The 13,362-nt window shown below is 60.4% G+C and carries 14 protein-coding genes and 1 pseudogene; 5 read left to right on the forward strand and 10 right to left on the reverse strand.

Annotated elements, in window-relative coordinates; translation table 11 throughout:
• Window positions 1-253 (reverse strand): lipid II flippase MurJ (locus tag VK725_RS01675; RefSeq protein WP_325316329.1); only part of this gene is annotated, 253 nt, incomplete at its 3' end.
• A 119-nt stretch (window positions 254-372) separates the two neighbouring features.
• Entirely contained in the window at window positions 373-774 is a 402-nt protein-coding gene (locus VK725_RS01680; RefSeq protein WP_325316330.1) for a hypothetical protein, read from the reverse strand.
• A gap of 172 nt (window positions 775-946) precedes the next feature.
• Between VK725_RS01680 and rpsT the strand changes: the two genes are divergently transcribed.
• Window positions 947-1,210: a 30S ribosomal protein S20 gene (gene rpsT / locus VK725_RS01685; protein WP_325316331.1), complete on the forward strand. Its 264-nt coding sequence runs from the start codon at window positions 947-949 to the stop codon at window positions 1,208-1,210.
• A 91-nt stretch (window positions 1,211-1,301) separates the two neighbouring features.
• Here the strand turns inward: rpsT and VK725_RS01690 are convergent, their stop codons facing one another.
• The 6 genes from VK725_RS01690 to VK725_RS01715 form a co-directional block, all read right to left on the reverse strand.
• The gene (locus VK725_RS01690; RefSeq protein WP_325316332.1) at window positions 1,302-2,036 is read right to left on the reverse strand and encodes a copper homeostasis protein CutC; all 735 of its coding nucleotides are present in this window, start codon (window positions 2,034-2,036) and stop codon (window positions 1,302-1,304) included.
• Window positions 2,036-3,091, reverse strand: coding sequence for a N(4)-(beta-N-acetylglucosaminyl)-L-asparaginase (locus VK725_RS01695; RefSeq protein ID WP_325316333.1), 1,056 nt, complete (start codon window positions 3,089-3,091; stop codon window positions 2,036-2,038). Before VK725_RS01695 ends, VK725_RS01690 begins: the two co-directional genes overlap by 1 nt.
• Before the next feature lie 82 nt (window positions 3,092-3,173).
• A complete protein-coding gene (gene cgtA / locus VK725_RS01700; RefSeq protein WP_325316334.1) occupies window positions 3,174-4,250 on the reverse strand; it encodes an Obg family GTPase CgtA in 1,077 nt (358 codons plus the stop codon).
• Window positions 4,251-4,570: 320 nt separating this feature from the next.
• On the reverse strand, window positions 4,571-4,828 hold the full coding sequence (rpmA, locus tag VK725_RS01705; RefSeq protein WP_325316335.1) for a 50S ribosomal protein L27: 258 nt from the start codon (window positions 4,826-4,828) through the stop codon (window positions 4,571-4,573).
• Between the two features lie 19 nt (window positions 4,829-4,847).
• Complete coding sequence (gene rplU / locus VK725_RS01710; protein ID WP_126672897.1) at window positions 4,848-5,162, reverse strand: 50S ribosomal protein L21; 315 nt, start codon at window positions 5,160-5,162, stop codon at window positions 4,848-4,850.
• Window positions 5,163-5,304: 142 nt separating this feature from the next.
• On the reverse strand, window positions 5,305-5,838 hold the full coding sequence (locus VK725_RS01715; protein ID WP_325316336.1) for a DUF2059 domain-containing protein: 534 nt from the start codon (window positions 5,836-5,838) through the stop codon (window positions 5,305-5,307).
• A gap of 188 nt (window positions 5,839-6,026) precedes the next feature.
• On the opposite strand from VK725_RS01715, the gene uvrA reads away from it, so the two are divergent.
• The 4 genes from uvrA to VK725_RS01735 all read left to right on the forward strand — a co-directional run bounded on the left by uvrA (window position 6,027) and on the right by VK725_RS01735 (window position 11,663).
• On the forward strand, window positions 6,027-8,918 hold the full coding sequence (gene uvrA / locus VK725_RS01720; protein WP_325316337.1) for an excinuclease ABC subunit UvrA: 2,892 nt from the start codon (window positions 6,027-6,029) through the stop codon (window positions 8,916-8,918).
• A gap of 2 nt (window positions 8,919-8,920) precedes the next feature.
• Window positions 8,921-9,355, forward strand: a complete 435-nt coding sequence (locus VK725_RS01725; protein ID WP_325316338.1) for a thioesterase family protein — start codon at window positions 8,921-8,923, stop codon at window positions 9,353-9,355.
• Window positions 9,356-9,420: 65 nt separating this feature from the next.
• Window positions 9,421-10,887, forward strand: a complete 1,467-nt coding sequence (locus VK725_RS01730) for a DUF4139 domain-containing protein (protein WP_325316339.1) — start codon at window positions 9,421-9,423, stop codon at window positions 10,885-10,887.
• Between the two features lie 20 nt (window positions 10,888-10,907).
• The gene (locus VK725_RS01735) at window positions 10,908-11,663 is read left to right on the forward strand and encodes an enoyl-CoA hydratase/isomerase family protein (protein WP_325316340.1); all 756 of its coding nucleotides are present in this window, start codon (window positions 10,908-10,910) and stop codon (window positions 11,661-11,663) included.
• 15 nt (window positions 11,664-11,678) lie between these two features.
• On the opposite strand, the gene VK725_RS01740 is transcribed toward VK725_RS01735, so the two are convergent.
• Together VK725_RS01740 and VK725_RS01745 are read right to left on the reverse strand one after the other, a co-directional pair.
• Window positions 11,679-12,542 (reverse strand): sulfurtransferase, encoded by an 864-nt coding sequence (locus VK725_RS01740; RefSeq protein ID WP_325316341.1) that lies wholly within the window; start codon window positions 12,540-12,542, stop codon window positions 11,679-11,681.
• Window positions 12,539-13,323 (reverse strand): annotated as a pseudogene (locus VK725_RS01745) (CoA pyrophosphatase). Before VK725_RS01745 ends, VK725_RS01740 begins: the two are co-directional and overlap by 4 nt.
• Window positions 13,324-13,362: the final 39 nt, after the last annotated feature.

Genomic DNA, 13,362 nt, shown 5'->3' on the forward strand with positions numbered 1-13,362 from the left:
GCTTCAGGTCCTCATGGCTACCTTTCTCTTTGACTTCGGTAAAGACCGGCACGAAGGCGGTAGCGAATGAACCCTCCGCAAACATGCGGCGCATGCAGTTGGGAATGCGAAACGCCACCCAGAACGCGTCGGTGGCCACGTTGGCGCCGAAGACGTGACTGATCGAGATATCCCGCAGCAAGCCAAGCACGCGCGACACCATCGTCATGCTGCTGAACGACAGCAGCCCGCGTAACATGCTTGGCGACTTCATGCCTCTCCCGACTTCTTCAATGACTTTGAATGGCGCGCTGCGCAGGCGTGGATTTTGACAGTTGCCCGAGGTCCTGCAACGGGCATTGGCGTGGCGGACATCGGATGCGGGGCTTCGATTTATGACTCGGACGCCGATTCGGCCGCCTTGCGAGCGAAGAAGGCGAATAGCGCGATGATGACGATTCGGGCAGCGATGTTGATCCACAGGACCGTGTTTTCTCGTTGCCCACAGGCGACATAGGCCTCAAGCACCACCGATGTCCCGTGGAAGACGATGCAGCTGTACGCAATCAGCCGCAGGGCGCGTGCATCCGCCAGGCGGCAGCCGCCAAATGACAGGAACGAGAGGCCGAACTCGGCGCCGGCCAGCAGATAGGCGATCAGATAAGAGCCCGGATCCAGATGGATGCCAGCGACCGCGGGTATCGTCCCGGGGGATACAGTCAGCCCAATCGCCGCGGCCAAGGTCGCCAGACCATGGAGGAAAAGCAGTTTTCGTAACCCTCCGAAACGCTTCACAGGCGTGGCTCCGGCACAGAGACGGAACCATTCTGAGACTTCTAGCCTCGAATGGGCGAAAATACCAGCCGAAGGGCCGTCGAAAGCGGCCCAACCGCTTGACCCATCGGCAAATTGAAGCCATAATCGCCGTCTTTCTCCAACCCAAACCAAGCAATTCCGGAGTTCTACCTTGGCTAACATCAAGTCCGCGAAGAAGCGCGCGCGCCAGTCCGAGCAGCGCCGCCTGCGCAACGTCAGCGCCCGTTCCATGGTGCGCAGTGCCCTGCGCAAGGTCGTCAAGGCCATCGAGGCCAAGGACAAGAACGGCGCCGTGGCCGCATTCACCGCTGCCCAGCCGGTCATGGATCGCTACGCCGCTCGCGGCCTGATCCACAAGAACAAAGCCGCTCGTCATAAGAGCCGCCTGAACGCGAAGATCCGCGAACTGGCCTAAGCTCCAACGTACAAACGGGTTGGCAAAAAAGCCGACGGAAACGTCGGCTTTTTCGTGTCCGGCGTTTGCGTGACCCTTCAGCGAGCGGCGATCAGCGCAACGCGAGCAACTGCTTCTTCATGGCGCGTACTTCGTCTGCATTGGTCTGGTCCGTATGGGGCGACAGATCCTGCAGTGCCGGATTGCGGTAACGCATCTGCGACGGATGAACACCGCGCGCCGAGCCGTGAAATTCATGCGCGCCGGTTCGCCGGGCAATATCGGCCACGTTCCCCGAACGAATGCCCGCTCCGGCCATGATGGCGATACGGCCAGCGGCGTGTCTGACGAGTCCGGCAATCACATCCGCACCCTGCAATGCATTTGCGCGGCCACCGGACGTCAGGATGCGTTCGCAACCAAGCGCAACGACGTCTTCCAGCGAGCGCTGCAGATCTGCACTGGCGTCAAAGGCGCGATGGAACGTCACACCGAGTTTCCCGGCCGCGGCGACAAGCCCGTGACAGCGCGGATCAATTACACCCTCTGCAGTCAGCGCGCCAACCACCACGCCGTCGCAACCGAGGCGTGCGCAGGCCTCGATGTCGCGCTGCATGGCATCGAATTCGGCATCGCCATACAGAAAATCGCCCGCACGCGGCCTGATCAGCACATAGATGGGCAAGCGCACATGATCGCGCGTTGTCGCGATGACGCCATAAGAAGGCGTGATACCGCCTTCGCCCAGGCTGCCGCACAGTTCGACACGATCCGCACCGCCTTCCTGCGCAGCTTGCGCGGAAGCGAGCGAACCGGCTGCAATCTCCAACGTGATTTGCGTGGTCATCAGGTGAATGTCGTCTGATAAACGCTGGGCGACGCCAGCAGAAGATCCTGCTTGTGCGCATCGCACACAGCGTACGTGAAACCTTTCTGGATAGCGTAAGCACCGCACTCGCCATCGCGCCGCAATGCCAGGAACCCAACCTGCAAGTCCTTGGCGCCATCGGGACGTTTCTTCACGATGCGTCGCACGGCTTCTTCGCACGCTTCTTGCGGGCTGCGGCCCTGCCGCATGAGTTCGACCACAAGAAAGCTGCCAGCGTTACGAATTACTTCTTCGCCAACACCCGTGGACGTGGCGCCGCCGACTTCGTTATCGACATACAAACCGGCGCCAATGATCGGGCTATCGCCTACTCGTCCGTGCATCTTCCACGCCATACCGCTGGTGGTGCATGCGCCGGCGAGGCGCCCGTTGGCATCGACGGCGAGCATGCCGATGGTGTCGTGATTGTTCTTGCCGCCCGGCAACCCAAGGCTTTGCTGGGCGTGGTGATAGTCGATGTTTTCGCTATTGGCCACTGGCTTGTAGCTCGATTGCTTCAACCATTCGTGCCACGCTTTTTCCGACTCGGGCGTCAGTAGGTTTTCCTTGGTGAAGCCCTGTTGCAGCGCAAATTCCAGGGCGCCATCGCCCACCAGCAGCACATGCGGTGTGTTTTCCATCACCTTGCGCGCCACCTTGATCGGATGACCGATGTGCTCGAGTGCCGCGACCGCGCCGCAGCGGCCATCGCCATCCATGATGCTGGCGTCCAACGTGACTTTGCCGTCGCGGTCCGGATAACCCGCCCTGCCTACGCTGTGATTGTGCAGATCCGACTCGGGCACCTGCACGCCCGTTTCCACCGCGTCCAGCGGCTTGCCACCCGGGCCCAGCACCGACCACGCTGCCTGATTGGCAGGAACGCCGAAGTCCCATGTCGATACGACGCGCGCGCCCACATTCCCGGGAACGGAACCGGTGAATGGTGTAGCGCTGCGCGAGATGCGTGGAACAACCGCCAGCGCGGATGTGGCCAGCAAAGTGGTTTTAAGAAAATCGCGGCGATTGCTCATCAAGGCCTCCAAACGGCGGCCTGTGGCCGCAAAGGTCACATGATGAACGATGAGCCGCGATCAGGCGACCCTGTAGATCGTCCTATTCGCGATCTTCGCCACGCAGGCGCACATCGCCCGGCAGCATGTCGCTGCGTCCTTCGCGTGCCTGCTTTTGCTGTTCGAAGAACTGTTGCACCTGCTGACACACAGCCATTGTGTTTTCGCGCGCGATCGCCGAGACCAGGAACCAAGGCTGCGTCCAACCAAGGCGTTTCACGATGTCTTCCGCAACAGCCTGACGCTCGTCTTCGGGCAACACGTCGGCCTTGTTAAGCACCAGCCAGCGCGGGCGCCCGAGAAGCTCGGGATCGAACTTCTCCAATTCCTGCTCGATGGCATGCACTTGCTCAACGACGTCGGAACCATCCATCGGCGCGACATCGACCAGATGCAGAAGCAAACGCGTGCGTGCAAGGTGACGCAGGAATTGAATGCCCAAACCCGCACCTTCCGCCGCACCTTCGATCAGGCCAGGAATGTCGGCAATCACAAAACTCTGATCCGTACCAAGGCTGACAACACCGAGATTGGGATGCAACGTGGTGAACGGATAATCCGCCACACGCGGCGTTGCAGCCGATACGGCGCGAATGAAAGTGGATTTGCCGGCGTTAGGAAATCCGAGCAACCCGACATCGGCAAGTAGCTTCAGCTCCAACTTCAACTCGCGCGCTTCGCCGGGCGTACCCGGCGTCGACTTACGCGGTGCCCGATTGACCGAACTCTTGAAGTGGATATTGCCCAGACCACCCTTGCCGCCCTGCGCGACAAGCAAGCGCTGGCCGTGCGAGGTGAGATCGCCGATCTGCTCGTCGGTGTCGACGTTGGTCACAACCGTTCCGACCGGCACGCGAATGGAAGTGTCTTCGCCGCCCTTGCCGTACATGTCGCTGCCCATGCCGTTCTGTCCGCGCTGCGCCTTGAAGCTGCGCTGATGACGGAAGTCGATAAGGGTATTGAGTCCTTCATCGGCAACGAGCCACACAGAGCCACCCGTGCCGCCGTCACCGCCATCCGGACCGCCAAACGGGATGAACTTCTCGCGGCGGAAACTGATGCAGCCGTTGCCACCGTCCCCAGCGTGGACTTTGATGATCGCTTCGTCGACGAATTTCATGGGCTTGGGCCGGAGTTGGGGAACAGTGGGGATAGGCGGGGATAAGCGATCTTGCCACACCGTCATTCCGACGAAGGCCGGAATCCAGTGACGTTATCGCAAGGTTAGTGCCTCATAGCTAGATGGCGCTCCGCGAAGGCGAGCAATCTAGCAACAACGCTTGATTCAACACCGAAGTCACTGGATTCGGGCCTTCGCCGCAATGACGGTGTCGATTCGCGAGGCGTAATCGCATCACGGGCGGACTCGCGATCAAGCAGCCTTTATATAAAAACAAAGGCCCCGCCAAGCGGGGCCTTCGCTATCGCGCCGGAAGGGGATTAGCCCTTGACGACGTTGACGAACTTGCGATTGTTCTCGCCGCGGGTCTTGAATTCGACCTTGCCGTCGACCAGCGCGAAGAGCGTGTGGTCACGACCCAGACCCACGCCTGTACCGGCATGGAACTTGGTGCCGCGCTGACGCACGATGATGTTACCGGCTTCGATGGCCTGACCACCGTAGACCTTCACACCGAGGTATTTGGGGTTCGAATCGCGACCGTTGCGGGATGAACCTACGCCTTTTTTATGTGCCATGACTCTCTACTCCGGCTGATCAGGCGTTGATGCCCGTGATCTCGACTTCGGTGAAATGCTGACGATGTCCCTGCTGCTTCTTGTAGTGCTTGCGGCGGCGGAACTTGACGATGCGGACCTTATCGGCGCGGCCATGCTTGCGCACGGTGGCGCTCACGGTGGCGCCCGATACGGTGGGTGCGCCGACGGTGATGGTTTCACCGGAGCCGACCAGCAGCACCTGGTCAAACTTCACGTTGGCGCCTTCTTCGGCGTTCAGCAGTTCCACGCGCAGGACATCGCCCTGCTGGACGCGGTATTGCTTGCCGCCGGTCTTGATGACTGCATAACTCATGGCAATAGCCCTTCTGTCGTTATTCTCTTGGGTTCACCGCGACCTATTCGGGCGCAGTGAACTGAGGATTATATCGAGTGAGCGCTTTTCTGGTCAACAAGTGACCAGAGCGCTGAAAGGGCCTCCGGCGCCCCGTTCAGACTTAAGGCTGGCCCGGCGAACCGCCACCCGAAGGCGCCGTCGGGCTGCCACTACTGCCACCCGAGGTCGAGGCCGGGCACCGCCCCTGGGCGTCCAGTTTCCCCGACTTCTGCAGCTCGGAGAACATCTCGGTGGTGCGTTGGCGACCCCACTGCTGAACCGCCTGGGCGGCCTCGGTCATGGTGGCCGGCATCTGGCTCACCAGCCTCTGGCCAAGCGGGGTCTTGTAGAACTTGATCAGCCCGTCGACGTCTTCAGCCGAGAAATGGTGCTGATAGGCGGGAATCATCGCCTGGACCAGCTGCTGCTGGCCGTTCTTGTCGATGTAGGTCTGCCAGTAGCTCGCTTCCACGCAAGGGAATTGCAGACTCATCATGGAGGTCATCTGGTTGTTCATGTCGGTGAACTGTGCCGGCACGCCCATCATCTCGATCAGTTGCTGCACCTTCGCCTCGGTCGGCGGTGCGGCGATGGCCGAACCGGATGCCAGTGCCACGCACAGGCCTGCACCCATCACCCACTTGCTTACCGCCATGTCACACCCTCCGCTTGTATCGGGAATCTGAGAAACAGCGGCCGAGCATATTCGCCCTGCGCTTCGCTGCCTAGAGAGCTCTAAAACGATTCTGCTGACACCACGTTGTCAGCAGGTTTTTTCGATCCCGACACGGTCTGAACGCACCCTCTTGCTATAGTGAACGATCCCCCAAATATCCAGGCGTAATGGACACCATACGCATCCGCGGCGCGCGCACGCACAACCTCAAAAACATCGACCTTGACCTGCCACGCGATCGGTTGATCGTGATCACCGGCCTGTCGGGTTCAGGCAAATCCTCGCTGGCGTTCGACACCATTTACGCCGAGGGGCAGCGTCGATACGTGGAGTCGCTGTCAGCCTATGCCCGCCAGTTCCTCTCGATGATGGAGAAGCCGGACGTCGACCACATCGAGGGCCTCTCCCCGGCCATCTCGATCGAGCAGAAATCCACCTCGCACAACCCGCGTTCGACGGTCGGCACCATCACCGAGGTCTACGACTACCTGCGCCTGCTGTACGCACGAGTCGGCACGCCGCGCTGTCCCGATCACGGCATTCCGCTGGAAGCGCAAACGGTCAGCCAGATGGTCGACACCACGCTGGCGATGAATCCGGAAAGGCGCTTCATGTTGCTTGCGCCCGTGATTCGCGAGCGCAAGGGCGAGCACGTGCAAGTGTTCGAACAATTGCGCGCGCAGGGTTTCGTGCGCGCGCGCGTCGATGGCACGGTGCACGATCTAGACGCCGTGCCGGCACTCACGCTGCGACAAAAGCACACCATCGAAGCGGTGATCGACCGCTTCCGTCCACGCGACGACATCAAGCAACGCTTGGCCGAATCGTTCGAGACGGCCCTGCGTTTGGGTGACGGCCTGGCCATTGTTGTGGACATGGATGACGCCAAGGCGAATGAACAATTGTTCTCCTCGCGCTATTCCTGTCCGGTTTGCGATTACTCGCTGCCCGAACTCGAGCCGCGCCTGTTCTCGTTCAACTCGCCCGTGGGTGCGTGTCCTTCATGCGATGGCCTGGGCGTGACACAGGTGTTCTCGCCCGACCGTGTCGTGGGGCATCCGGAATTGTCGCTGGCCAGCGGCGCCGTGCGCGGATGGGATCGCCGCAATGCGCACTACTTCCAGCTGATCATGTCGCTGGCCAACCACTACGGCTTCGATGTCGATACACCATGGCAGAAGCTCAACAAAACCGTGCAGCAAGCCATTCTGTACGGAAGCGGCAAAGAGAAGATCGCGTTCCGCTACCTCACCGAACGTGGCGGCAAAGTCACGCGCGAGCATGCGTTCGAAGGCATCCTGCCGAACCTGGAAAGACGCTACAAGGAAACCGAATCGCCTGCCGTGCGCGAGGAGCTGGCGAAATACATCACCGACAATCCCTGCCCGGAGTGCAACGGCCAACGCTTGAATCGCTCGGCGCGCAACGTGTTCGTCGCCGACCAGGCATTACCTGTACTCACGGCGCGCTCTATCGACGACGCACTAGGGTTCTTCGACACATTGAAACTCACCGGCTGGCGTGGCGAAATTGCCGTGAAGATCGTGAAGGAAATTCGCGAGCGCCTGACCTTCCTCAACGACGTGGGCTTAAATTACCTCACCCTCGATCGTCAGGCCGATACGCTGTCGGGTGGCGAAGCGCAGCGCATTCGTCTGGCATCGCAAATCGGCGCAGGCCTTGTCGGCGTGATGTACGTGCTGGACGAACCGTCGATCGGTTTGCATCAGCGCGATAACGAACGCTTGCTCGGCACGCTGACTCGCCTACGCGATTTGGGTAACACCGTGATCGTCGTTGAACACGACGAGGATGCTATTCGCGCGGCCGATCACGTTCTGGATATCGGCCCCGGAGCGGGCGTGCATGGCGGCGAAATCGTTGCGCAAGGTACGATGAAGGACATTCTTTCATCGCCGCGTTCCGTCACCGGTCAATTTCTCTCCGGTAAGCGCGGAATCAAAATACCTGAAGAGCGCCGCGAACAGCTCGATAAAGATTCCTGGCTGTATCTGAAAGGCGCGACCGGCAACAATCTGAAGAATGTCGATCTGGCCGTTCCTGCCGGTCTGTTTACATGCGTCACGGGTGTATCTGGCTCCGGCAAGTCGACACTGATCAACGACACGTTGTTCGCGCTTGCGGCGGCAGAATTGAATGGTTCGAGCACGCAGCCCGCACCCTACAAATCGATCGAAGGCATGGAACTGTTCGACAAGGTGGTGGACATCGACCAGTCCCCCATCGGGCGCACACCGCGCTCGAATCCAGCCACGTACACCGGCCTTTTCACGCCGCTGCGCGAGCTGTTTGCACAGGTTCCGGAAGCGCGTTCGCGCGGCTACACGCCCGGCCGCTTCAGCTTCAACGTGCGTGGCGGCCGATGCGAAGCGTGCGAAGGCGACGGCATGATCAAGGTGGAAATGCACTTCCTTCCAGACGTGTATGTGCCTTGCGACGTCTGCCACGGCAAACGCTACAACCGCGAAACGCTAGAGATTCTCTACAAGGGGCACACGATTGCCGACGTACTCGGCATGACGGTGGAAGACGCATCGAAGCTGTTCGAGAACGTACCCACCATTGCGCGCAAACTCGACACGCTGCGTGCCGTGGGTCTGGATTACATCAAGCTTGGACAAAGCGCGACCACGCTATCGGGTGGCGAGGCGCAGCGCGTGAAGCTATCCAAGGAGCTTTCCAAGCGCGACACCGGACGCACGCTCTACATTCTCGACGAACCCACCACGGGCCTGCATTTCCACGATATCGAACAGTTGCTCGATGTGCTGCATCAGCTGGTCGAACAAGGCAACACGGTCGTCGTGATCGAGCACAATCTCGATGTGATCAAAACCGCTGACTGGATTGTCGACCTGGGACCGGAAGGCGGTTCCGGCGGCGGCCGCATTCTGGTGACAGGTACGCCGGAAACCGTGGCCGCTACACCTAACTCACATACCGGCCACTTCCTTGCGCCTCATTTGAAGCCTGTAAAAGCAGCCAGCACGAAGATCAACCAGAGCACCACCAAGGCCAAACGCAGGGTAGCTTCGTAAGCATGGATTCGAACGATTCAAACAGCGATACCGTGTTGCTGCATACAGCATCGATCAGCGTGCGCTGGCGTGATCTCGATGCATTCAATCACGTCAACAATTCAAGCTTTCTCACCTTTCTGGAAGAAGCGCGTCTGCAATGGTTGCAGCAACTGCCGGGAATGTGGATGACCGCCCATGCGGCACCGGTGATGGCAGCCAGCGATCTCAACTATCGTCGCCCGATCGAATGGCCGGCGCAGGTTGTCGTTGAGCTGTTCTGCACGCGGCTGGGCAACAGTTCCATGACGATCGGCCATCGAATTGTCGATGCCAACGACGATAGCCTGCTGTATTGCGACGGCAACGTGGTGATGGTCTGGATGGATCCGGCCAGCGGCAAGTCCGTACCGCTTCCCCATACGGTTCGCGAATCGATCACCAAGGCAGCTGCCTAAACCGAATACGGCGTTCACACAGCATCGTTATGATGGCGGCGGACCCCTGCCGATGGAGCGCTCCCATGACGATTCAACATCGAACCGCCCTCGCCGTTGCCTGTGCCGTTTTTTGTTCCGCGTCGCTGGCCCGGGCTGCGGACAATGCGTCGATAACGCTTTATCGCAGCGACAACCCAGGCCTCTACGCGAGCAACGGCAGTGGCTCCATCGACGAGGGTTATGCGGTGGTGCGCGAGCAGCGCAGCGTGTCGTTGCAATCCGGTGTGCACGACATAGTCATTGGGGATCTGCCGAACAACCTGGATGCTGAAGCCATGGCACTGGGCTTTCCCGGCGGTGAAGCAAAGGTCATCTCACAACGTTTGCTGTTGGGCCAGGGCGCCAATGCCGCGCTTACAGGTTTAACCGGCAGCGCGATCAATGTGCTTGGCGATAATGGTCAGCCGCTCGCGAGCGGCACGCTGCTTCGCGCGGGCGATGACGGCTTGGTGGTCAGTAACGCCAGCGGTGGGACCACACTTGTGCGCAACTATGCCGCTGTAAACACCGGCAGTGACAGCTTTCCTACCGGCTCAATCTTGCGCTTGCGCGTCGACGCATCGCGCAGCGGCGGGGCGAACGCTGTGCTGAGCTATCCCACCTCGGGCATCGGTTGGCGCGCAGCGTACGTGGCGACACTTCAATCCGGTAGCGCTTGCAGCATGCAATTCGAGTCGCGCGCAAGCATTGCCAATCGTAGCGGTCGAGACTGGCACGATGCCAAGGTGACGCTGATCGCCGGTGAACCGAATTTCGCCAAGCCATCGGGACCGCGTCCCATGATGATGGCGAAAGCCATTCCCGAGGCCACAGCGATGGCCGGTGCCATGCCTGAACAATCCACACTGGCGGACTATCGTAGCTACGCCCTGCCCGCTCCTGTCGATCTCCCGGATGGCAGTATCAGTCAGGTGCCGCTTTATGCAGCGCGAACCATGACGTGCGAGCGCACGGCTCTTTACGAGAACGGTGGCAACTGGATGCCACCGCAGCCAATGTTGAACGATCAATTCAACACCGATAACAACACCAGCATCACCAGCACGTTCCGCCTGACGGCATTCGATAGCTTGCCTGCCGGTTATTTGCGCGTATTGACAGCGGATCGCAACGGCGTACCGCAATTCATCGGCGAAGGGCGTATCAACGACACGCCGAAGGGTGCAGATGCCACCATCACGCTCGGCACTGCTTTCGACCTTCGCGGTAACCGCGAACGCACAAGCTTCCACGTCGACAAGGCCGGCCGCACGTTGGACGAGGCGTTCCGCATTACGCTGACCAACACCGGCGACACGGCGCGCACAGTGCTGGTGCGCGAACACCCAAATCGCTGGCGTGCGTGGACAGTGACATCTTCCACCACCAAGCCAAGCAAACAGACAACCGACACGCTGGAATTTCGCATCGACGTACCAGCGAACGGAAAAGCAACGCTCGATTACGCCGTGCGCTACACGTGGACGGCCGACGATCAGCCTCAATCCTGACCTTCTCTTTGGAGCCAACCATGCTCAATCTCATCAAGCACGATGCCATCACCGAAATCCAGATGGCACGGCCGCCCGTCAACGCGCTCAACATCGATCTGTTGCGCGCGATTCAAAATGGAGTGAATGAAGCAGTTCAAGGCGGCGCACGCGGTGTCGTGTTGTCAGGTACGCAAGGCATGTTTTCCGCGGGCGTGGATGTTCCGACCCTGCTCACGCTCGACCGCGCCGGGGTGCGCGGATTCTGGCGCGAATTCTTCGTGACCTGCGCGACGCTGGCGCACTCGCCCGTACCGGTTGTTGCAGCCATTACGGGCCATAGTCCTGCAGGCGGCGCCGTGCTTTCGCTGTTCTGCGATTACCGTGTAATGGCGGAAGGCCCGTATCGCATTGGCCTCAATGAAGTGCAGGTTGGCTTGATTGCGCCCGATTGTATTCAAATGGCATTGCGCCGCATCGTCGGGGCTTATCGGGCGGAACGCCTGCTGGTATCGGGTGCGTTGATCGATGCGCAACAAGCGTTGACGTGCGGTTTTGTGGATGAACTCACCGCCGTCGATCAGGTGACTACGCGTGCGCTGCAATGGCTCAACGACATGCTGGCGCTGCCTGCACACGCGATGCTCGGCACTCGCCAGATTGCACGCGCCGATTTGGCGTCGGCCTACGCCGACGTCGATGCGTTGCCGATCGATACTTTCGTCGATGCGTTCTATCACCCACAGACACAAGCCACCCTGCAGCAACTCGTGGCGCGCCTCAAGAAGAAGGACTGACGCGATCTTCGACGGTTACGAGCTGCCGGTACCGCCGGCACTCGTTTCGATGGGTCGCGAGGGATCGCTCACCCATCCGCTCCAGGAAGGGGCATAAAGACGCGAGCCGGAAAGTCCGGCGTGTTCCATCGCGAGCAGGTTATGGCACGCCGTCACACCCGATCCGCACATGTGCACGACTTGGTTCGGCGCGCGGTTGCCGAGCACGGTGAGAAATTCCTGCTTCAGCGTCGCGGCGGGCTTGAAGCGTCCATCCGCTTCCAGATTCTCGGTGAACGGCCGATTTGCCGCGCCCGGCACATGACCTGCCGCGCGATCGAGCGGCTCCACCTCGCCGCGATAGCGCGGCGTCGCACGTGCGTCGAGCAGCAACTCTTGCTTCAACTTGCCTGCAGCTGCGTGATCGACAAGGAATTGGCTCGCGTCGTAGTGCAACGATACGTGCATCGGCTTGCGCTGAGGCGTCGCTTGTTCGACGGGCTGTCCCGCTGACTTCCACGCAGCGAAACCACCGTCGAGCACCGCAGCCTCCTTTATCCCCGTCACGCGCAGCAACCACCACAAACGTGCGGCCGCAAGCGCACCGTTCCCAGCGTCGTAGCAAACGACCTGCAGACCCGGACCCCAGCCCCATTTTCCGAGCGACGCTGAGAATGCTTCTTCCGAGGGCAATGGATGACGTCCAAGTCCAAGCGGGATACGACCGAGATCCGCCAGATCATGATCGAGGCTCGCGAAGACGGCACCGGGAATGTGCTCGGTGTGATAATCGCGCTCGCCCTTTTGCGCATCGAATTGGTCGTAGCGGCAATCGACGATCAAGACATCGTCAGATTTCAATGCAGCAAGCTCGGTGACGGAAATCAGCGTGGTTTTCATGCGTGCTCCATCCTCTGCAACAGGTTTTCCAACATCGCGGCGGTGGCGCCCCAGATGCGGTGACCACCGTGTTCGAATTCCACCATCGCGCGGCGATGTCCTCGAAACTCCATGGTGTAGCGCTTGAGGTTGTCGCGCTCAAGAAAGAAAGCGAGCGGCACTTCGAATACTTCGGCCACTTCGTCCGGCGCGGGATGGAAGCGTGCTTCGGGTGCAATGCGCGCGACGACCGGCGTGATGCAAAAGCCGCTGATCGTCTCGAAGCAGTCGAGATAACCCATCGGCGTGACCAATGTTCGGTCGAGCCCGATTTCTTCCTCGCTTTCGCGCAATGCGGTGACTATAGCGTCTTCATCGGTGGGGTCCGTACGGCCACCGGGGAACGAAACCTGCCCCGCGTGCGAGCTCAGATGATCGGTGCGCACTGTGAACACCATGCGCGGTTCGTCCCCGTCGCGCAAACCGATGAGCACAGCGGCAGGATAGCGTTCGGTATTGCCCAGCAAGTCCGACATCTGCGCATGGTTCCAACCTGGCGCCGACGGCGGTTGCGACAGCGGACGCAACGCGCGCTGCAGGTCGTCCATCATCATGTGGGCTCGCGTGCGGGAAGCACCACGTCCATGAAATGAGAGCGCTCGGTCTCGCTCATGCTCCGCCAGCGAGCGATTTCATCGCCCGTGCGGTAGCAACCGAGACAGTAGCCCTGTGGATCGAGCTGGCAGATGCCGATGCACGGGCTGAGAATGGCTTGGGCGGGAAGCGGGGAAGTGTTCGACATGCGCCCAATATGCTAACGCAGCCGCCCCTTCCCGCACAC

This window comes from Dyella sp., assembly GCF_035486915.1.
Taxonomy (GTDB): Bacteria; Pseudomonadota; Gammaproteobacteria; order Xanthomonadales; family Rhodanobacteraceae; genus Dyella_B.